This is a genomic window from Companilactobacillus sp. FL22-1 (assembly GCF_043951805.1).
In the GTDB taxonomy this organism is placed as follows: Bacteria; Bacillota; Bacilli; order Lactobacillales; family Lactobacillaceae; genus Companilactobacillus.
This window is the reverse complement of sequence record NZ_JBINJY010000004.1, coordinates 161,711-182,219: the sequence shown is the minus strand read 5'-3', so window position 1 is coordinate 182,219 and position 20,509 is coordinate 161,711. Positions and strand designations below refer to the sequence as shown.

The following is a 20,509-nucleotide window of genomic DNA, read 5'->3' as shown; positions in this document are numbered from 1 at the left end:
GAGTCGGCATATAATATGCGAATTCAGAGGTTATTATTATTTGAGATAGTTTTTATCTTTTAAAGCTTTACGTAATCCTAGCATGGCAGTGTATGTTGCTAAGACATAGAGTTTTTTAGTTGGAATCTTAGGGATTTCTTTAACGAAGTCCTCAATTTCAACCGTTTCGATATTCTTCTTCATATCGAGACCAGCAATCTTAAAGCGATAGGTGACATCTTTAACTCGTTTACCACCAGTAATAACTAAAGGTAATTTATCGTAGTCAAAATCTTCAAAATTAGCGTCCCAGATCCAGCTCGTATCGATACCATCAGCATAGTTGGCGTTCAAAAGAAAGGCTAAAGTATAAGGATCTTTATCACTCAGGACCGTTTCAATAACTTGATTTAGACCGACAGGATTTTTGACCAAAATGATATTAACATCTTTGCCATCGACATCGATTGTCTCTTGACGACCGAAGACTTTTTCATCGTAAGCGAAGGCCTTTTGCATCTGTTCAATGCTGATACCCATTTCAGAAGCAATAGCATAAGCAGCTAAGGCATTGTAAACGTTGTATTTTCCCCCAATATTCATTGTAAACTTATGACCGTCGATCGAAAATTCCGTTTTATTAGGTAGTAGGGTTGAAATATCAGTAACTTGATACTTCAACTCATTGCGCTTGAAGCCACAGTTAGGACAGAAGTAGCTGCCCAAGTTTGCATAAGAAATCATATGATAGTGCATGATGTGGTTGCATTGAGGACAAAGGACGCCATCAGTGTTAGTTGGTACTTTGAAATCTTCATTTTCATGGCCTTTATCAGAAAAGCCGTAGTAAACGACCTTGTTAGGCAATTTCTTAGATGAGAAGATAGCAGCGTCGCCATTTGCAATGATCGTTGCTTCAGGCGCTAATTTGATACCATCGAGAATCTTTTGATAGGTAGTATAGATCTCACCGTAACGGTCCATTTGGTCACGAAAGATGTTGGTCAAAACGAAGTACTTTGGTTTAATGTAGCTACAAATAATGGGAACGTTAGCTTCGTCAACTTCCAAAACGGCAAGTGGACGTTTACTTTTCTTGTGATGAGTGACAAAACTTGTGACGATACCTTGAATCATGTTCGATCCCATTGGATTAGTTAATACGTCGTCAAATTTCTGAATCAACATTTTGTTGATCAAAGATGTCGTCAATGTTTTACCATTTGTACCTGTAACGACGATCAAGTCGTAATCTTTGCCCAGGCTCTTTAAAATATCTGGATCAATTTTGTAAGCAATTTTTCCGGGATATGAAGAACCACCGTTGAAAAACTTACTCAAAATGAAATAAGATGTCTTTCCTGTAAGTGTTGCTATTCCTGATTTGAATGTCATTACCAAAACCCCAAATTAAATTAATTAAAATAATATTATCACACCTACCAACCATTTTAGCCATTTTTGTTTGAAAATGAAAAATGTTTAATATGTTCAAGGAGACGTTTTTTCGTTATAATCTTGTAGGACATAATTTTGGAGGCGTAAATTTGGCTCAATTATTTTTTAAATACGGTGCTATGAACAGTGGAAAATCAGTTGAGATTTTGAAAGTGGCACATAATTATGAGGAACAAGGTAAGTCAGTTATTCTGATGACCAGTATTGTGGATACTCGATCAGGAGCTGGAAAAATTGTCAGTCGTATGGGGTTAGACCGTGCAGCTATTGCTTTAAAAGATGATTCAAACGTTTTTGACATTGTCAAATCAGAGAATCCTAATGCATCATGCGTGTTAATTGATGAATGTGAATTCATGACTAAAGAGCAAGTGATTCAAGCAACACAAGTCGTCGATGACTTAGGAATTCCTGTGATGGCCTTTGGTTTAAAGAATGATTTCCGCAATGAATTATTTGAGGGCTCAAAGTATTTACTATTGTATGCTGATAAGTTAGAAGAAATGAAAACTATTTGTTGGTTCTGTACCAAAAAAGCTACAATGAATATGCGCATGCTTGATGGTAAGCCGGTTTTTGAGGGTGAACAAGTCGCAATTGGTGGAAACGAAATGTATTATCCAGTTTGCCGTCGACATTATAACCATCCTCCAATGCTTCAAAAAGATTAATTAAGAAAGGATAGTTAAGTTGGATAAAATATTTGAACAACTAGAAACACTGCTTGAAAGATATCAAGAACTTCAAGAGTTAATGAGTGACCCTGAAGTTATTAATGATACGAAGCGATATATGGCTTATTCAAAAGAAGAAGCTGATATGCGTGATGTCGTAGCTGCTTTTAAGCGTTACAAAGAGTTAAAACAAAGTATTAGCGATAGTGATGAGATTTTACGTGAAACTGATGATGCTGAAATGCAGGCTATGGCTAAAGACGAAATGGAGAGTTCGAAAAAAGAACTTGATGATGTTGAACATCAGATTACACTTTTGATGTTGCCTAAAGATCCTAATGATGACAAAAATATCATTATGGAAATCCGTGGAGCTGCTGGTGGAGATGAAGCCAGTCTGTTCGCCGCAGATCTATTGAGTATGTACAGCAAATATGCTGAAAAGCAAGGCTGGAATTTTGACATAATTGATGAAACTGATACCGAAGTCGGAGGCTACAAAGACGTGGCCGTGATGATTACTGGTACTAATGTTTATTCAAAACTCAAATACGAAAATGGGGCACATCGTGTTCAACGTATCCCCGCAACCGAATCACAGGGTCGTGTGCATACTTCAACTGCCACAGTAGCTGTTATGCCCGAATATGATGAAGTTGATATTGATATCGATCCAAAAGACATTAGAACTGACGTTTATCGTTCATCTGGTGCCGGTGGACAACATATCAATAAGACCTCATCAGCTGTTAGAATGACCCATTTGCCTACTGGTATTGTTGTTGCCATGCAAGATCAACGTTCACAACAACAAAACCGTCAAAAAGCGATGCAAATTTTGAAGTCACGTGTTTATGATTATTATGAATCACAAAATCAAAGCGAGTATGATGAGCAACGTAAGTCTGCTGTTGGTACAGGTGACCGTTCAGAACGAATTAGAACTTACAATTATCCTCAAAATCGTGTGACTGATCACAGAATTGGTTTGTCTTTGAATAAACTTGATCGAATTATGAATGGTGAATTGGAAGAAATCATTGATGCCTTGATCGTTGATGACCAAACCAAGAAGTTGGAGCAGATTCAAAGTGGAGAAGCTAAGTTATTCTAATGCCCTGAAAAGGGCTTTTTCTATGTTAAAGAGCCATGATAAGTTTCCGGAAGACGCACAGTACTTAATGGAAGAATTGACAGGCTTTAACTATACGCAATTACAATTGCATCGAAATGATGAATTGCCTAGTGATGTCAAACGTAAATTTCGTGATGGTCTAAGCAGATTATTGTTGGATGAACCAGTTCAATACATTTTAGGTTACGCTTATTTTATGAATCGTAATTTTACAGTTAACGAGCACGTTTTGATTCCTAGACAAGACACCGAGGAAATGGTCCAAAAAATTATCGACGAGCACTCGAGTCAAGTAGAATCAATTTGCGATATCGGGACAGGTTCAGGAATAATCGCTATCAGTCTCGCGTTGGAGTTTCCTGACGATGAGATTTTAGCAACCGATATTTCTGAATCGGCACTCCGAGTTGCTCAGCTCAATGCCGATAATTACCAAACTAACAATGTCTTTTTTAAACAAAGCGACTTATTTGCAGATATTCCTGAACAAAAATTCGATGTCATAGTTTCTAATCCACCATACATTGCTGAATCAGAAAAAGTTGATATGGATACTAGCGTTATCAAATATGAGCCTGATTTAGCTTTATATGGTCAAGATAACGGCTTGGAATTTTATGAAGCTATCACGCAAAAAATACCAAAATATTTAGCCGATGATGGAATTTTGTATATGGAGTTTGGTTTTCGACAAAAAAATGCAATAAATCAGATTTTTCGTGATAATTTGCCTGATTATGTTGTAGAATTTCATAAAGATATGAGTGGAAATTATCGATATCTAAAAGCTAAAAAGGAGATGTAGTATTGGATACTGAGATACTAGAGAGTACACAGATTCAAGCAGCGGCAGATTTTTTAGCCAAAGGGCAATTAGTTGCCTTTCCAACTGAAACTGTCTACGGCTTAGGTGCTGACGCCACCAGACCAGATATTGTCAAAGATGTCTATGCTGCTAAGGGACGCCCAAGCGATAATCCGTTGATCGTGCACGTTTCCGGACCGGAGATGGTGTGGGAATACGCCGATACCAGTTATCGTCCATTGGCTGAAAAGTTGATGAAAGCATTTTGGCCTGGTCCATTGACGATCATTATGCCAATTCAACCGGGGAAGCTTTCTAAAGAAGTGACAGGTGGATTGTCAACTGCAGCTTTTAGAATGCCTAACAACCAAGCTACCTTGAATTTAATTAAAACATTTGGTAAGCCAATCGTTGGGCCATCTGCTAATACCAGTGGTAAACCTAGTCCAACCCTAGCAAAACACGTTTATCATGACTTGCATGGAAAGATTGCGGCGATTTTAGATGATGGACCAACGAAGCTAGGAGTTGAATCAACGGTAATCGACTTATCAGTTGATATTCCAACTATTCTCCGCCCGGGGATGATCGATTCAGATGACTTATTGAAAGTGATCGATAACGTTAATTCTGATCATCATAAAGTGACCGCCACCGAAGTTCCAAAGGCACCAGGTATGAAATACAAACACTATGCTCCCAACGCTCAGGTGGTCATCGTCAATGACGAAAATGACTTTGGGGCAGCGATTGCTGAATACAGTGCTAAGGGTGTTCCCATGGCAGTTCTAGCCACTGATGAAGTTTTGAGTCAGGTACCTGACGACATTGAAACTTTCTCATTGGGTGATGATGTTATCAGTGCCTCACGGCAATTATTTGCGGGTCTGCGTCAATTAGATAATGACCACGTTCAATATATTTTGGCGCAAGGTTTCCCTGATGAAGGCCATGGAGCTGCCTATAGCAATCGTTTGAATAAATCAGCAGGAAATGCACATTATAAAAACTAAGGAGATTTAAAATGTCTAAATTTACAGTATTAAACCATCCATTGATCCAACACAAACTTACAATTATCCGTAACAAGCACACAGGTACTAAGGTATTCCGTGAAGTTGCCAACGAAATTGGTGAATTGATGGTCTACGAAATTACCCGTGATTTGCCTTTGAAGGATGTGGAAGTTGAGACACCAATGGGTAAGTCTACTCAAAAGGTATTAGCAGGTAAGAAATTGGCTGTCATTCCAATTCTCCGTGCTGGTCTTGGTATGGTTGACGGTGTTCTTGAATTGATTCCTGCTGCTAAGGTTGGTCATATCGGTATGTATCGTGATGAAAAGACTTTGAAGCCACATGAATACTTCGTTAAATTGCCTAGCGACATCGACCAACGTGAACTATTTATCGTTGATCCAATGCTTGCTACTGGTGGTTCAGCCAATATGGCGATCGAAGCTTTGAAGAAACGTGGCGCCAAACACATGCGTTTGGTAGTTTTAGTGGCTGCTCCTGAAGGTGTAAAGGCTGTTCAAGAAGCACATCCAGACGTTGATATCTACGCTGCTTCGCTTGATGAAAAGATTACCGACAGTGGATATATTTTCCCAGGTTTAGGCGACGCTGGCGACAGATTATTTGGGACAAAATAAACATTTCATTGTTTGAATATATAAAATTTAGTGTTATTATTTTGAGGTATCAATTGTTTTCAATAAGCAAAGAAAGGAGGGTTATAATTGAATGAAAGTTATAAGTATGTCAATTTCTTAGGCTTAAAATTCAATGTTGCAAATGACTTGTCAATTCTAGTCTCTGCAGTCCTTGTTTTCATTTTGGTGTTTGCATTATCTCGTAAGATCACAATGAGACCAGGTAAAGCACAGAATGTACTCGAATGGATGATCGATTTTACGAACGGTATCGTAAAATCAGCAATGCCAGACGGTTCAGGTAAGCAATTCAATCTTTACGCATTTGTATTATTCCTATTTATCTTCGTTTCGAACCAATTAGGTTTAATCTTAGAAGTAAAGGTCGACGGTTTCACATATCTAAAGTCACCAACATCTAATCCCTTGATTACAATGGGACTTGCGATGATTTCATTGTTGCTTTCACACTATTATGCTGTGAAGAAGTTTGGATTCGGTGGTTATTTGTCCAATTATGCGAGACCTGTTAAGTTTTTGCTCCCAATTAACCTTCTGGAGGAGTTTACCAACTTCCTAACATTGTCATTACGTCTTTACGGTAATATTTTTGCCGGTGAAGTACTTCTTGCACTTATTGGAACTGTTGCTAATAGTCTTGGTGCTGTGACATTTGTTGGAGCAATGCCATTAGAAATGGTATGGCAAGGCTTTTCAGTATTTATTGGAGCCATCCAAGCGTACGTATTTACCACCTTATCAATGGTTTATATTTCACGTAAAATGGAACAAGAATAACATCTATTGGAGGATTTAAATTATGAAGTATCTTGCAGCATCTCTTGCAGCTGGTATCGCTGCTCTTGGAGCATCAATCGGTAACGGACTTGTTATTTCAAAAACTCTTGAAGGTATGGCCCGTCAACCAGAAGTAGCTGACAAATTAAGAGGAACAATGTTCATTGGTGTTGGTCTTATTGAAGCTGTTCCTATCATTTCAATTGCTATTGCGTTCGTTATTCTTTTCGTTTAATACATACAACCAAAAACTTGGCGATCTATGATAGACGCCTTTTTACGTTATATGTTTATTAAGAAAGGAAGGAGTGAAGAATAATGGCAGGTTTATTAGTTCTCGGAGCTGGTAAAGTAGCTTTGGGTGACATGCTTTTCATTCTTATTTCTTTCATCGTTTTAGCACTATTAGTAAAGCGTTTTGCTTGGGCACCTGTAACCAAGATGATGGATGCTAGATCTGAAAAGATCAGTGGAGATCTTGATTATGCGGACCAAGAACGCTCTCGTGCTGAAAAGTTGGCAAAAGAACGTGAAGATGCACTTAAGAATTCACGTGCTGAAGCAGTGGAAATTGTTAATAAAGCAAAGGAAAGTGGCGAGACTCAAAAGAAGTCTATCGTTTCCGATGCACATAGCGAAGCTGAAGAATTAAGACAAAGAGCTAAATCGGATGCAGCTAAAGCTAGAGAGGATGCTATGGCTAGTGCACAAAATGACATAGCAAACTTATCTTTGGAAATTGCTTCAAAAGTTATTTCTAAAGAGCTTAATGCAGACGATCAAAAGTCACTGATCGACTCTTATATTAAGGAGTTGACGGCAAATGAATCTAAGTAAAGAACAAGTGGGAAAGCGTTACAGTAAGGCACTTTATGAAGTCGCCTTAGAACAGAATTCTGTAGACGAAATGCTTGATGATTTAAAGTCTTTAAAGCAGGTTTACGAAGAAAATCTTAGTTTGAGCTTTGCTCTAGCAGGACGTTCTATTTCTCGCACTGAAAAGGCTAAGATCTTGGATACATTGAAGAGCCAATTTAGCGAATTAATGCAAGATTTCTTGGGTATGATTTTTGACAATAACCGCATGGACTGTGTGGAAGAAATCGCCGATGCTTTCATCAAGAGATATGATGAGGAAAACGGGATTGTGGAAGCTACAGTTACTACGACTATTGAGTTGGATGAGGCTCAAGTTAAGAATCTTGAATCTGTGATCAAGAGTAGATTTTCAGTAAATAAAGTAAATTTAACGAAAATAGTTGATTCATCTATCATCGGTGGGGTTATAATCCGTGTTGGAGATCAAATTATCGATGGTAGTGTTATTAAGAGATTTAATGACATCAAGAAGACGCTATTGGTTAATAATTAAGTCGAGGTGAAAAGAATGAGCATCAAAACTGAAGAGATTAGTTCGCTGATCAAAGAACAGTTAAAGAACTATAAAGATGAACTCTCAGTTGATGAAGTAGGTACAGTTACATACATCGGTGATGGTATTGCTCGTGCTAATGGCCTTGAAAATGCTATGGCAAATGAATTGCTAGAATTCGAAGACGGTACTTTTGGTGTGGCTCAAAACCTTGAAAGTGATGATGTTGGTATCATCATTTTAGGTACTTACGATAAGATCCGTGAAGGCGATACTGTTAAGAGAACAGGTCGTATCATGGAAGTTCCAGTCGGAGAAGAAATGATTGGTCGTGTCGTAAATTCATTGGGTGAACCAGTTGACGGTCAAGGCGAAATCAAGACTGATAAAACACGTCCTATTGAATCACCTGCACCTGGTGTTATGCAACGTAAGTCAGTTTTCGAACCATTGCAAACCGGTTTGAAATCTGTTGACTCGCTTGTTCCTATTGGTCGTGGTCAACGTGAGTTGATCATTGGTGACCGTAAAACAGGTAAAACATCAATTGCTATTGATACAATTCTAAATCAAAAAGATCAAAACATGATCTGTATCTATGTTGCTATCGGACAAAAGGAATCAACAATCAGAGCACAAGTTGAAACCTTGAGAAAACATGGTGCCATGGATTACACGATCGTCGTTGAAGCTGGTCCAAGTCAACCAGCCCCAATGCTTTACTTTGCACCATATGCTGGTGCAGCAATGGGTGAATATTTCATGTATAACGGCAAGCACGTTTTAATCGTCTATGATGATTTAAGCAAGCAAGCTAATGCTTATCGTGAAATATCACTATTGCTTCGTAGACCACCTGGGCGTGAAGCATATCCTGGTGATGTTTTCTACTTGCACTCACGTTTACTAGAACGTGCTGCTAAGTTGAGTGACGATTTAGGTGGCGGTTCAATGACTGCTCTACCTATCGTTGAAACACAAGCCGGTGATGTGTCTGCCTATATTCCAACAAACGTTATTTCTATCACTGATGGACAGATTTTCTTGAGTAGTGATATGTTCCACTCAGGTACACGTCCAGCTATCGATGCTGGTACATCTGTTTCTCGTGTTGGTGGGGATGCCCAAATCAAAGCGATGAAGAAAGTTGCCGGTACTTTACGTTTGGACCTTTCTTCATACCATGAATTGGAATCATTCGCCCAATTTGGATCTGACCTTGACGAAGCAACTAAAGCAAAACTAGATCGTGGTCGTCGTACTGAAGAAGTTCTTAAACAACCAGTACACTCACCAGTTCCAGTTGAAAAACAAGTTTTGATCTTGTTTGCTTTGACAAGAGGATTCCTCGATAACATTAAAGTTGAGAATATTAAAGAATATGAAGCTTCACTTTCTGAATACTTCGATGCAAATCATTCAGATCTATTACAAACAATCAAAGAAAAAGGTACTTTACCTGATGAAGATCAATTGAAAGCTGCTGTAAAAGAATTTACAGAAAACTTCTTGGCATCTAAGTCAGATAGTTCTGATAATTCAGATAGCAAGCAAGCAAACTAATACAGGAGGTTTAAAAAATGGCTGAGTCCCTTATGGATATTAAAAGAAGAATTTCTTCTACTAAGAAAACCGGTCAAATTACAAGAGCCATGCAAATGGTCTCTGGTGCTAAACTCTCTCGTATTGAAAAGAAATCTATTGCTTATCAATTGTATGCTAAAAAGGTTGAGGACATTGTTAGACATTTAACAGCAGCTGATGTTTTCAAAGAATTGTCAATTGCTGATGATTCGACTGATCCGCTCAGTTTAAATAGTCTGCTCAAAGTTCGTGAAGTCAAAAAGACTGCCTATGTTGTTATTACATCAGACCGTGGTCTTGTTGGTGGATATAATAGTAATATCTTGAAAGCGATGATGGATCTGATTCAAAAGAAGCATCATGGCGACAAGAGTCAATTTACAATTATTTCACTTGGTGCAACGGGAACAGAGTTCTTTAAAGCACGTGGCTTCGATGTTTCTTATGAATATCGTGGTTTACCAGATATTCCAACTGTAAAAGATATAACACCAATTATGAAGACGATTCTACAAATGTATCAAGCAGAATTGTTCGATGAAATTGATATTTGTCATAATCATCACGTTAACTCATTGGTTTCTAACTTTACGACTGATAAGTTATTGCCTTTGACAGAACCAGATGATGTTACAGCTGAAGAGCAACAAGTTGCTAGTGAATATATCACAGAACCAAACCCTAAAGCAGTTCTATCTGCAATTGTGCCTCAATATATTGAGTGTTTAGTTTTAGGAGCAATGATGGATGCAAAAACAGCAGAGCATGCTGCTTCTGTAACAGCGATGAAGAGTGCGACTGATAATGCCGACGATCTTATTTCAAGTTTGTCATTGCATTATAACCGTGCCCGTCAAGCTCAAATTACTACAGAAATCACTGAAATCATCGGTGGTGCTGCTGCACTTGAATAGTTTAGAAAGGAGCCAAATTAATGAGTAGCAAAGGTAAAGTTATTCAGGTAATCGGACCAGTTGTTGATGTTGAATTTCCAATTGATGGAGATTTGCCAGAAATTAACGATGCTTTAAAAGTTAAAAACAGCTCTGGAAATGAGATTACCCTTGAAGTTGCCCTAGAATTAGGTGATGGCGCCTTGCGTGCTATTTCCATGAGTTCTACCGATGGACTTCAAAGAGGTGCTGAAGTCGTTAATACTGAAGGCCCAATCACTGTACCAGTAGGTAAAGAAACATTGGGTCGTGTGTTTAACGTCTTAGGTGAATCAATCGATGGAGGCAAGGAATTCCCTGCTGACTTCCCAAGAAATAGTATTCACCGTCAAGCACCTGCATATGATGAATTAAATACATCAACAGAAATTCTTGAAACAGGTATCAAAGTTATCGACTTGCTCGAACCTTATGTTCGTGGTGGTAAAGTTGGTTTGTTCGGTGGTGCCGGTGTTGGTAAAACCGTTCTGATTCAAGAGTTGATTCACAATATCGCCGAAGAGCATGGTGGTATTTCAGTATTTACAGGTGTTGGTGAAAGAACCCGTGAAGGTAATGACCTTTATTATGAAATGAAGGGTTCAGGTGTTCTTTCTAAGACAGCCATGGTTTATGGACAAATGAACGAATCTCCTGGTGCTCGTATGCGTGTCGCCTTAACCGGTTTGACAATTGCTGAGTACTTCCGTGATGTTGAAGGACAAGACGTTCTATTGTTCATTGATAATATCTTTAGATTTACCCAAGCCGGTTCAGAAGTTTCAGCCTTGCTTGGTCGTATGCCATCAGCCGTTGGTTATCAACCAACATTGGCTACAGAAATGGGTCAATTGCAAGAAAGAATCACTTCTACAAAGAAGGGTTCAATCACTTCAATTCAAGCCGTTTATGTTCCTGCTGATGATTATACTGATCCAGCTCCAGCTACAACTTTCGCCCATTTGGACGCCACAACTAACTTGGAACGTAAATTGACACAACAAGGTATTTATCCAGCCGTTGATCCACTAGCATCATCATCTTCAGCTCTTGATCCAGATGTTATTGGTCAAGAACATTATGATGTTGCCACAGAGGTTCAAGAAGTTCTTCAAAGATATCATGAATTGCAAGATATTATTTCTATCTTGGGTATGGATGAATTATCTGATGAAGAAAAGACTGTCGTTGCTCGTGCCAGAAGAATTCAATTCTTCTTGTCACAAAACTTCAGTGTTGCTGAACAATTTACTGGTGTACCAGGTTCTTATGTTCCAGTTTCTGAAACAGTTAAGGACTTCCGTGCTATCTTGGATGGTAAATATGACGATATTCCAGAAGATGCTTTCAACGGTGTCGGTGGAATTCAAGATGTTATCGACAAAGCCAAGAAGATGGGTTGGAAACCAGCCGATGGACAAGATGAAAATACTGAACAAGCTGTTGCCAATTAAGGATAGGAGGAGATAATATGGCTGAAAATATTATGACGGTCAATATTGTTACTCCCGATGGTGTTGTTTACGATCATCATGCAAAACTCGTTGTTTTAAGTACGATTGATGGTGAAATTGGTGTCATGGCTCACCATGCTCCAATTATTGCACCATTGATAATTGATGAAGTGCGTGTTCGTCGTGTCGACAAGCCTCATCATGAAGACTCAATTGCTGTAAATGGCGGGTTCTTGGAGTTTAGCAATGATCTAGTTTCAATCGTCGCTAACAGTGCCGAAAGAGCTAGAGACATTGATTTAAGACGTGCGGAATACGCTAAGCAAAGAGCTGAAGAAACAATCAAGGTTGCGGAAGAGAAACACAACGTTGATGACTTGGCTCGTGCTCAAGTATCCTTACGTAAAGCAATTAACAGAATTAATGTTAGTTCACATAGAAATGTTTAAAAACGGGGAGGCTGATTTTTCGGCCTCTTTTTTTTGCGTTAAATTATTTTAAAGAATTAATCAAAAGAAGGCGGCAACATTTTTCAGGTGTTATTCTTAAAAAAAGCGAGGTTTAAAAAATGACAAATATTGGAATCAATGCAATAATTACGCTTGTGAGCCATGTGATATTCATTTGGTTGAGTTTTAATTTATTACAAGTTGTTGATTGGAAAAAGATATATAACAAAACCAACCCTAAAATGTTACAATTACTTGTAGCGTTTATTGCAATCGCTCTTGGTTATACAGTAAGCTCTTTTTTTATGAGCATTTTTAGTCTATCTCAAAATATAACTTTACTTTTTAAATGATTCCAGGTTTTTGGAGGAGAATATTGTGCAACAAATAATCGTAAATGGACCTACGCAATTAAAGGGAACAGTCAGAGTTGAGGGTGCCAAGAATGCCGCTTTGCCAATCTTAGCAGCGACTATTTTAGCATCTGAAGGTAAAACTTTGTTAACTAATATCCCTCCGTTATCCGATGTAATAACAATGTCTAGAGTTTTAAAGGCGTTAGATGCCGATGTTTCATATGATGAAGTGGACGAAGTATTGACCGTTGATACAAGTAAGGGTACTTCGACAACTGCACCAGAAGAATTAGTTGAGAAAATGCGTGCTTCAATTGTAGTTTTAGGACCACTTTTGGCTAGAAATAAAGAAGCACACGTTGCGATGCCTGGTGGCTGTGCTATCGGTTCTCGACCAATTGATTTACACCTCAAAGGATTAGAGTCCATGGGTGCAACTTTCAGTCAAAATGGCGGTTATATCGATGCTAAGACTGATGGTTTACACGGAGCCAACATCTATTTGGACTTTCCAAGTGTTGGTGCAACGCAAAACATTATGATGGCCGCAACATTGGCAGATGGTGAAACAGTGATCGATAACGCTGCTAGAGAACCTGAAATTGTCGATTTGGCTAATGTCTTGAGTAAAATGGGTGCGGAAGTGACTGGTGCCGGAACTAATACCGTTCGGATCAATGGTGTAGATTCCTTGCATGGTTGCGAACACTCAATCATGCAAGACCGTATCGAAGCTGGAACTTTTATGGTTGCAGCTGCCGTTACAGCAGGTGATATTTTCATCAAGGATGCTGTTGCGGCTCATAACCGTCCATTGATTTCAAAATTGATTGAAATGGGTGTATCTGTTGAAGAAACAGATGAGGGAATTCATGTTCTAGGAACGAAACAACTTAAACCAGTTGATGTTAAAACTTTGCCACACCCTGGTTTCCCAACTGATATGCAAGCTCAAATGACTTTAGCTCAGTTGCTTAGTGTTGGTACAACAGTGATGACTGAAACAGTGTTTGAGAATCGTTTCATGCATTTCCCAGAATTTGGTAAGATGAAAGCTGATTATAAGATCGAAGGTAATTCTGTTATTATGTTTGGTCCAGCTCAACTAAGTGGTGCTAATGTTGCTGCCACAGATTTACGTGCTGCTGCAGCACTCGTCTTAGCAGGATTAGTTGCTGAAGGTGAAACTAGAGTTTCCAACCTTCAATATTTGGATCGTGGATATTATCATTTCACTGAAAAATTAAGAAATTTAGGTGCTAAAATTAGACGTGTTTCAGTTGATGAAGCTGGACGCGAGACTTTAGTATTAAATACCGTATCAAGTGTGACCAAATTGGCTTAATCTGATTTAAGGAAGTGGAATCCCCACTTTCTTTTTTTTGATGATTTGATGAATAAGCTGGTTATGATATACTTTTTGTGTTTAAGTCTTGGAGGATATAGTATGTCGAAATATCTAGGAATTGATTTGGGTACAGCTAATGTACTTATTGATGTAAAAGGCGAGGGAATTGTTCTGAACGAACCTTCCGTCGTAGCAATTAATACAAATAATAATGATGTCGTGGCTGTGGGTAAGGATGCTTACATGATGGTAGGTAGAACCCCAGCTAATATTAAGGCCATTCGCCCCTTAAAAGATGGAGTGATTGCTGATTTTGATATCACTGAAAAAATGTTGCAATATTTTATTGAAAAATTAAATGTTGGTGGCCGTTTTGCCAAACCTACTATTATGATCTGTGCGCCAACGAATGTTACCCCAGTTGAGCAAAAATCTATTATCGAAGCAGCCGAACAAGCTGGTGGTGGTAAGGTTTATCTTCAACTTGAGCCTAAGGTCGCTGCCGTTGGTGCTGGTTTGGATATTTTTAAACCACAAGGTAACATGGTGATCGATATTGGTGGTGGTACAAGTGATATTGCCGTTATTTCAATGGGAGACATCGTTACCAGCCGTTCACTGCGTTTTGCCGGCGATAAGATGACAGCAGCTATTCAAGCCTATATCAAGCAACATCATAATTTGATTATTGGTGAAAGAACTGCTGAACAGATTAAAATTGAAATCGGTTGTGTTATGGATGCTGACGCAGATAAAACATTTTCTGCTAGCGGGATCGATATCGTCACTGGTTTGCCAAAAGAGATCACTACCAATGAAGTTGAGATCCAAGATGCCCTTTCAGATGGCGTAGATCAAATTGTCAGCGCCGCTAAAAGCGTTTTGGAACAAACTCCACCAGAACTGTCAGGTGATATCATTGACCGTGGTATCATGCTTACAGGTGGTGGTGCACTGTTGAAGAATTTGGACAAGTTATTGTCTGAAAAACTTCAAGTACCAGTCTTGCTAACTGATAGTCCTTTAGATTCCGTTGCTTTAGGAACTGGTGTATTATTAGAGAATATCGAAAAACATAAGAAATACTAGGATGAAAAATGAAAAGAGACTTTGGTAAAGAATATCGTCGTGATATTTTTAAAAAGATAGGTTGGGTATTACTATTGATGCTGATCTTCTTAGTTTTGGGCATGTTGATCGGGTCAGGCTTAGGTGGTTCAAATCCCTTGGCAGTTCTTTGGCCAGGCACTTGGATGCACATGTTTGACTTTTTAAGGTAGTGCAATGCTGAAGAAAATTTTGATTTCTTTAGTACGTGGTTATCAGAAGTTTATTTCACCACTATTGCCGCCGAGTTGTCGTTATTACCCAACATGTTCGACTTATTTTATCGATGCAGTAAAAATGCACGGGGGAATTTTAGGAACCATCATGGGGATTGCTCGAATTTTACGTTGCAATCCCTTTGTCCGTGGTGGCGTAGATCCCGTACCCGATAATTTCACTATCTTTAGAAATCCTCATCCAGAGCGATATGAAGACGAAATTATTGCAAAGAAATTTCACAATAAATAAGAATAGGAAAGATTCAATGTCTAACAGAAAAAAAGCAGTTGAAATTAGTTTAAAAGATGTCAGTAGCGATCCTGAAACATACGAATTGTGGGATGGCAAGAAGTACATTGGTACTATCAAAAAAGATGCTGATCGTTATCTTTCATTTGTCGAAAGTAACGACACACCTTTTAAATCAGTAAAATTGGACGATGCAATTAACGAATTGCTAATGCAATATAACTTACATAATCATTAGCAGGTGTAAAAAATGCAAATAAGAGAAAATAGAAGAAGAAATGATGTTGATTCAAGAATCGACTATGGAATAATTTTTTCCGTAATGATGCTTGCAATAATCGGATTATTATCGATCTATGTGGCAACTGTTCAAGATTCGCAAAGTCCCTTAAAGAACGTCGTTTCGCAGGTGGCTTGGTACGTTATTGGAGCCGTTATCATAGCGGTCATTATGCAGTTTGATGCTGAACAACTATGGCAAGTCGCTAATTATGCTTATTATGCCGGTATCGCATTACTATTTTTAGTCTTGATTTTTTATAGTCGGGCCTATGCAGCAAGTACTGGTGCCAAGAGTTGGTTCGCTATTGGTTCGTTCACTTTCCAGCCTTCGGAGGTTATGAAACCGGCGTATATATTGATGCTGGGGAAAGTAATTACCAATCATAATAGTCAGTATCAAGTTCACACCATCAAAAACGATTTTCGCTTGATTGGGAAGTTGTTGCTGTGGACTGTACCAGTAATGGTCTTATTAAAATTGCAAAACGACTTTGGTACTATTTTGGTTTTCGTAGCGATTCTAGGAGGAATGATTTTAGTCTCTGGAATAAGTTGGAAAATCCTAGTGCCAGGTTTTGTGGTTTTAGCTATCGTCGGTGGAACAGCTTTAGTTTTAGCGACAACTGATTGGGGCCGGCAGATCCTTGGACATTTCGGCTTCAGAGCTTATCAATTTGCTCGTATCGATAGTTGGATGAATCCGTCGGCTGATACTTCTGAGAATGGGTATCAGATCTGGCAGAATATGAAAGCCATCGGTTCAGGTCAGTTATTTGGTAAAGGCTTCAACGTTTCAAATGTTTATGTTCCAGTTCGTGAATCAGATATGATCTTTTCAGTTATCGGCGAAAACTTTGGTTTTATCGGTTCTTGTGTTTTGATTTTGCTGTATTTCTTGTTGATCTATCAAATGATTCAAGTAACTTTTGATACTAAAAATGAATTTTATGCCTATGTTTCAACTGGTGTTATTATGATGATTTTATTCCACGTTTTTGAAAATATTGGTATGAGTGTTGGTCTATTACCATTGACCGGTATTCCATTGCCATTTATCTCTCAAGGTGGATCGGCTTTGTTAGGTAATATGATCGGAATTGGTTTAGTCATGTCGATGAGATTTCATCATAAGAGTTACATGTTTGAAAATGGGACTTTTGCACAGAGGTAGGAATTATAATGTCAGATAAAAATTATTATTGGATTAAAAAGGGTCAATATACAACTCGTATAGGACTTACAAAAGAAGCTCAAGCTACTTTAGGCGATGTCAAATATGTGGAATTGCCTGATCTAGATTCTGAGATTAAAAAGGGTCAATCTACTGGTGAAATTGAAGCTCAAAAAGCAGTTATAGAGCTTGAATCGCCCGTGGATGGTAAGATTGTTAAGGTTAATGATAAATTAAATGATAATCCAGAATTATTAAATGGTGACGAAAAAGACGCTTGGTTCTTTGAAGTAAATAATTAAATTTTTAAAATTTATCTTTTTATCACTGCTTATTTCTTGCAATATTTTTTAATAACTGTTTAAATTATCCTTGGAATTAATAAATGAATGGGGATAGTTTAGAATGAAAATCTTAGGTGATAAAATTCGCCATTACAGAAAACTCAGGGGTCTTTCCCAATCTGAGTTAGCTGATGGCATCTGTACACAGGCAACTGTCAGCCTGATTGAAAAAAAAGACAAGATTCCAAGTATGGAAATTCTGGTTCGCATTTGTGAAAGACTGGGTATCACAATGAACCTTGTTATCGTCAATGACGATAGCCAAATTTATTCGATTATTAGTGACATTAAAGAATCATTCTATCAAGATGATTTTGATGGTATTAATGACAAACTGGGTAAGCTTCAAAACATCAATGTTAACAATAAACAAGAAATCAAGTTGATCCACTTTTTCCATGGTTTGATTGAGTATGAGATCAACAAGAATTATGACAAGGCTATTTTTGATTTTAATCGTGCAATGAACGTTAATATCGCTAATGTCGATATGTACGATATTTTGATTGATATTTTCACTGCAAAGGCTTATATCAATAAAAAATCAGTTGACGAAGCAAAGGTCTATTATGACCAGGCTAGAGATTTGATCAAGTCAAGTCTCGATAAGATCGGTGATGAAAATTATCACGACAGCATTTTAATTTATGCTAATATGTCTGATTTGTCATTAAAACTAGAAGATAATCAAAATGCAATGGACTTTGCGAACGAAGGAATTTTGATTGCTAGAAAAGAACAGACATTGTTTAAGCTTGATGAAATGTATTGTTACTTAGCAGAAGCTGGTACACGTGAAGGTCAAAAGACTGACGATGATTACATCAAAGCATACGTCATTTCAAGTATCAGTGATAATAAACAAGTTTTTGAAAAAATAAAAGCTAAAGTGAAAGATATGCATTTAAATATCTTTTAATAAAAAATCAATTTATTAAATTCCAAAAAAAGAGGATCGATTCTTAATTGAATCGGTCCTCTTTGATTTGGTTAATAAAAATTATTTCTTAGTTTTCTTAATTGTCTTGTTATCAAGGTCAGTTCTAACGACTAAAACATCACAAGCAGCTGTTCTAGTTACGTATTCAGTAACAGAGCCAATTAATAGTCTTTCCATCGCATTAAGACCAGTGGCACCGATCATGATCAAATCAACGCCTAATTTCTTAGGGAAGTCAGTAGCGATGATGGCTTTTGGTGCGCCATATTCGATACTGTAATCAATATCGTTTAAACCAGCGTCTTGAGCAGTCTTAACGTAACCTTTGACTGTCTCTTTAGCTTTTTCGGTAATTTGTTCTACCATTGTTGAATCAAAGCTGGAAACATTTTGAAATGCTCTAGTATCAATTACATGAAGCAAGTGAATTGCAGCGTTGTTTCTCTTGGCAACCTCAACTGCCTTCTTAAAAGCTAACTCAGCCTCAAATGAACCATCAATTGGTACGAGAATGTTTTTATATTGTTGTAACATAATTATCACCCCGTTAATGTAATATTACTGTCTTTATATATTCATTTTAGTTTATTTAAGTAAATAAATACAGTCATCCGATGGGATTTAGCGAATATTTGCTAAATAAATTGAAAATGATGCAGCAATCAAACTACCTAAAACTAAGGTGATCAGGTTAGCTTCCTTGCTGCCAACAAAGGCTATGACTGCTCCCGCGATTGCTACTAAAATGAGTAAAATCGAAGTTGTACGCATCACATTTTTCAAGGTGACGTTTTCATCAGGGGAGTAGATCAGGAATTTACCATTGCTGTGGTTCCATAAAATATATGCTAAAGCTAGTAAAAATAAGATAAAGAAGATCATCAATACTTTAATTATCATGGTTATTTTGACTCCGTTTTGAATTTATTTTCCATTGATGGATTTGTTGAATTCTCAGATTTAGGGCCTGTTCATATTTACCAGTTTCATTTGGTTGATAATAATGTTTATTTCGTAAATTATCAGGCAGGTATTGTTGGTCGACCCAAGCGTTAGGATATTCATGTGGATATTTGTAGCCGACGCCATGACCAAGTTTTTTAGCTCCTGAATAATGGGCGTCTTTTAGATCATCTGGAATTGAATTGGCTTTCCCGGCACGAACATCGCTCAAGGCAGAGTCGATTGCACTCATTCCAGAATTTGATTTAGGACAGAGACACAAGTCGATGACTGCGTCGGCTAAAGGAATCCTAGCTTCAGGCAATCCTACCATTTGAGCTACTTGGGCAGCTTGAACAGCTCTGGCACAAGCTTGAGGGTTGGCCAAGCCGACATCTTCATACGCACAAACTATCAAACGACGAATGGCAGATGTTAAATCGCCCGCTTCTAGTAACCTTGCTAAATATAAAATAGCTGCGTCAGGGTCGCTGCCACGGATCGATTTCTGAAAAGCTGACATCACATCGTAATGACTGTCGCCATCTTTGTCAGACGAGATAGCTTTTCTTTGGACCGATTCTTCAATCGATTGCAGATCAATGTGAACCTGACCATTCTTGTCAGCTGCCGTCGAGAGGACAGATAACTCTAAACCATTTAAGATACTTCTTAAGTCTCCATTAGTGGAACTAACTAATAGATCAAGTGCATTGTCATCTAATTGGACCTGGTATTTGCCTAAACCGTTCTGTTCGTCCGTCAAAGCTCTTTTGACAGCTTTTTTCAAGTCCTTACTTTCCAAAGGCTTCAACTCAAAAATTTGGACTCTAGAGCGAATTGCGGGGCTTATATTGATATAGGGATTTTCAGTGGTGGCACCGATCAAGATTATGGAGCCACTTTCCAATAAAGGTAATAGAAAATCTTGTTTTGTCTTATCAAGTCGATGTATTTCATCCAGCAATAAAACCACTGTGCCACTCATTTTTGCTTCTTCAGCGACGATCTGAAGATCTTTTTTAGTGTCAGTAGCCGCATTCAGCATCCGAAAGGCGTATTTGGTACTACCAGCAATCGCACTGGCAATACTAGTTTTTCCGATCCCGGGAGGACCGTAGAGTATCATGGATGATAACATTTTTGCTTCAACCATTCGACGAATGATTTTATGCGGACCGACTAAATGCTGTTGACCGACGACTTCGTCGATATTTGTTGGTCGCATTCGATATGCTAATGGTTTTTGCATAGCTC

General features: G+C 38.1%; 26 protein-coding genes. 22 read left to right on the top strand and 4 right to left on the bottom strand.

Translation table 11 applies throughout. The features are described from left to right. Positions 1-36: 36 nt before the first annotated feature. Entirely contained in the window at positions 37-1,374 is a 1,338-nt protein-coding gene (locus ACG72T_RS04855; protein ID WP_395264997.1) for a MurT ligase domain-containing protein, read from the bottom strand. Positions 1,375-1,526: 152 nt separating this feature from the next. Between ACG72T_RS04855 and ACG72T_RS04850 the strand changes: the two genes are divergently transcribed. The 22 genes from ACG72T_RS04850 (at position 1,527) to ACG72T_RS04745 (ending at position 18,289) form a co-directional block, all read left to right on the top strand. Further along, positions 1,527-2,108 carry a thymidine kinase gene (locus ACG72T_RS04850; RefSeq protein WP_395264996.1) on the top strand — a complete coding sequence of 194 codons (582 nt, stop codon included), beginning with the start codon at positions 1,527-1,529 and terminating at the stop codon, positions 2,106-2,108. A gap of 19 nt (positions 2,109-2,127) precedes the next feature. Then, the gene (gene prfA / locus ACG72T_RS04845) at positions 2,128-3,225 is read left to right on the top strand and encodes a peptide chain release factor 1 (protein WP_395264995.1); all 1,098 of its coding nucleotides are present in this window, start codon (positions 2,128-2,130) and stop codon (positions 3,223-3,225) included. Beyond that, positions 3,170-4,051 (top strand): peptide chain release factor N(5)-glutamine methyltransferase, encoded by an 882-nt coding sequence (prmC, locus tag ACG72T_RS04840; RefSeq protein ID WP_395264994.1) that lies wholly within the window; start codon positions 3,170-3,172, stop codon positions 4,049-4,051. The genes prfA and prmC overlap by 56 nt, the downstream gene beginning before the upstream one ends. A 2-nt stretch (positions 4,052-4,053) precedes the next feature. Further along, positions 4,054-5,064 carry an L-threonylcarbamoyladenylate synthase gene (locus ACG72T_RS04835; protein WP_395264993.1) on the top strand — a complete coding sequence of 337 codons (1,011 nt, stop codon included), beginning with the start codon at positions 4,054-4,056 and terminating at the stop codon, positions 5,062-5,064. A gap of 11 nt (positions 5,065-5,075) precedes the next feature. Next, positions 5,076-5,705 (top strand): uracil phosphoribosyltransferase, encoded by a 630-nt coding sequence (gene upp / locus ACG72T_RS04830; RefSeq protein ID WP_395264992.1) that lies wholly within the window; start codon positions 5,076-5,078, stop codon positions 5,703-5,705. An 87-nt stretch (positions 5,706-5,792) separates the two neighbouring features. Beyond that, entirely contained in the window at positions 5,793-6,503 is a 711-nt protein-coding gene (gene atpB, locus ACG72T_RS04825) for a F0F1 ATP synthase subunit A (RefSeq protein ID WP_395264991.1), read from the top strand. A 22-nt stretch (positions 6,504-6,525) separates the two neighbouring features. Beyond that, positions 6,526-6,738: a F0F1 ATP synthase subunit C gene (atpE, locus tag ACG72T_RS04820; RefSeq protein ID WP_395264990.1), complete on the top strand. Its 213-nt coding sequence runs from the start codon at positions 6,526-6,528 to the stop codon at positions 6,736-6,738. 83 nt (positions 6,739-6,821) lie between these two features. Next, entirely contained in the window at positions 6,822-7,340 is a 519-nt protein-coding gene (gene atpF / locus ACG72T_RS04815) for a F0F1 ATP synthase subunit B (protein ID WP_395264989.1), read from the top strand. Further along, positions 7,327-7,875 (top strand): ATP synthase F1 subunit delta, encoded by a 549-nt coding sequence (gene atpH, locus ACG72T_RS04810; protein WP_395264988.1) that lies wholly within the window; start codon positions 7,327-7,329, stop codon positions 7,873-7,875. The genes atpF and atpH overlap by 14 nt, the downstream gene beginning before the upstream one ends. A 15-nt stretch (positions 7,876-7,890) precedes the next feature. Beyond that, the gene (gene atpA / locus ACG72T_RS04805) at positions 7,891-9,438 is read left to right on the top strand and encodes a F0F1 ATP synthase subunit alpha (protein ID WP_395264987.1); all 1,548 of its coding nucleotides are present in this window, start codon (positions 7,891-7,893) and stop codon (positions 9,436-9,438) included. Positions 9,439-9,455: 17 nt separating this feature from the next. Further along, positions 9,456-10,373, top strand: a complete 918-nt coding sequence (locus ACG72T_RS04800; RefSeq protein WP_395264986.1) for a F0F1 ATP synthase subunit gamma — start codon at positions 9,456-9,458, stop codon at positions 10,371-10,373. A 20-nt stretch (positions 10,374-10,393) separates the two neighbouring features. Next, positions 10,394-11,845 carry a F0F1 ATP synthase subunit beta gene (gene atpD, locus ACG72T_RS04795; protein WP_395264984.1) on the top strand — a complete coding sequence of 484 codons (1,452 nt, stop codon included), beginning with the start codon at positions 10,394-10,396 and terminating at the stop codon, positions 11,843-11,845. A gap of 17 nt (positions 11,846-11,862) precedes the next feature. Continuing rightward, complete coding sequence (locus ACG72T_RS04790; RefSeq protein ID WP_395264982.1) at positions 11,863-12,294, top strand: F0F1 ATP synthase subunit epsilon; 432 nt, start codon at positions 11,863-11,865, stop codon at positions 12,292-12,294. A gap of 119 nt (positions 12,295-12,413) precedes the next feature. After that, positions 12,414-12,647, top strand: coding sequence for a DUF1146 family protein (locus ACG72T_RS04785; RefSeq protein WP_395264980.1), 234 nt, complete (start codon positions 12,414-12,416; stop codon positions 12,645-12,647). A gap of 25 nt (positions 12,648-12,672) precedes the next feature. Beyond that, positions 12,673-13,995 (top strand): UDP-N-acetylglucosamine 1-carboxyvinyltransferase, encoded by a 1,323-nt coding sequence (murA, locus tag ACG72T_RS04780; protein WP_395264978.1) that lies wholly within the window; start codon positions 12,673-12,675, stop codon positions 13,993-13,995. A gap of 102 nt (positions 13,996-14,097) precedes the next feature. Next, the gene (locus ACG72T_RS04775; RefSeq protein ID WP_395264977.1) at positions 14,098-15,087 is read left to right on the top strand and encodes a rod shape-determining protein; all 990 of its coding nucleotides are present in this window, start codon (positions 14,098-14,100) and stop codon (positions 15,085-15,087) included. A gap of 8 nt (positions 15,088-15,095) precedes the next feature. Beyond that, entirely contained in the window at positions 15,096-15,278 is a 183-nt protein-coding gene (locus ACG72T_RS04770) for a DNA-directed RNA polymerase subunit beta (RefSeq protein ID WP_395264976.1), read from the top strand. A 7-nt stretch (positions 15,279-15,285) separates the two neighbouring features. Continuing rightward, positions 15,286-15,573 carry a membrane protein insertion efficiency factor YidD gene (gene yidD / locus ACG72T_RS04765; RefSeq protein ID WP_395265045.1) on the top strand — a complete coding sequence of 96 codons (288 nt, stop codon included), beginning with the start codon at positions 15,286-15,288 and terminating at the stop codon, positions 15,571-15,573. Between the two features lie 16 nt (positions 15,574-15,589). Then, the gene (locus ACG72T_RS04760) at positions 15,590-15,811 is read left to right on the top strand and encodes a DUF2969 family protein (protein WP_395264974.1); all 222 of its coding nucleotides are present in this window, start codon (positions 15,590-15,592) and stop codon (positions 15,809-15,811) included. Positions 15,812-15,823: 12 nt separating this feature from the next. Then, positions 15,824-17,026: an FtsW/RodA/SpoVE family cell cycle protein gene (locus tag ACG72T_RS04755; RefSeq protein WP_395264973.1), complete on the top strand. Its 1,203-nt coding sequence runs from the start codon at positions 15,824-15,826 to the stop codon at positions 17,024-17,026. A gap of 8 nt (positions 17,027-17,034) precedes the next feature. Further along, complete coding sequence (locus ACG72T_RS04750; RefSeq protein ID WP_395264971.1) at positions 17,035-17,328, top strand: glycine cleavage system protein H; 294 nt, start codon at positions 17,035-17,037, stop codon at positions 17,326-17,328. A 103-nt stretch (positions 17,329-17,431) separates the two neighbouring features. Beyond that, positions 17,432-18,289, top strand: coding sequence for a helix-turn-helix domain-containing protein (locus ACG72T_RS04745; RefSeq protein WP_395264969.1), 858 nt, complete (start codon positions 17,432-17,434; stop codon positions 18,287-18,289). 81 nt (positions 18,290-18,370) lie between these two features. Here the strand turns inward: ACG72T_RS04745 and ACG72T_RS04740 are convergent, their stop codons facing one another. The 3 genes from ACG72T_RS04740 to ACG72T_RS04730 all read right to left on the bottom strand — a co-directional run bounded on the left by ACG72T_RS04740 (position 18,371) and on the right by ACG72T_RS04730 (position 20,504). Continuing rightward, positions 18,371-18,844, bottom strand: coding sequence for a universal stress protein (locus ACG72T_RS04740; protein WP_395264967.1), 474 nt, complete (start codon positions 18,842-18,844; stop codon positions 18,371-18,373). A gap of 87 nt (positions 18,845-18,931) precedes the next feature. Beyond that, a complete protein-coding gene (locus ACG72T_RS04735; protein ID WP_395264965.1) occupies positions 18,932-19,210 on the bottom strand; it encodes a hypothetical protein in 279 nt (92 codons plus the stop codon). Then, entirely contained in the window at positions 19,200-20,504 is a 1,305-nt protein-coding gene (locus tag ACG72T_RS04730; RefSeq protein WP_395264964.1) for a replication-associated recombination protein A, read from the bottom strand. The genes ACG72T_RS04735 and ACG72T_RS04730 overlap by 11 nt, the downstream gene beginning before the upstream one ends. Positions 20,505-20,509: the final 5 nt, after the last annotated feature.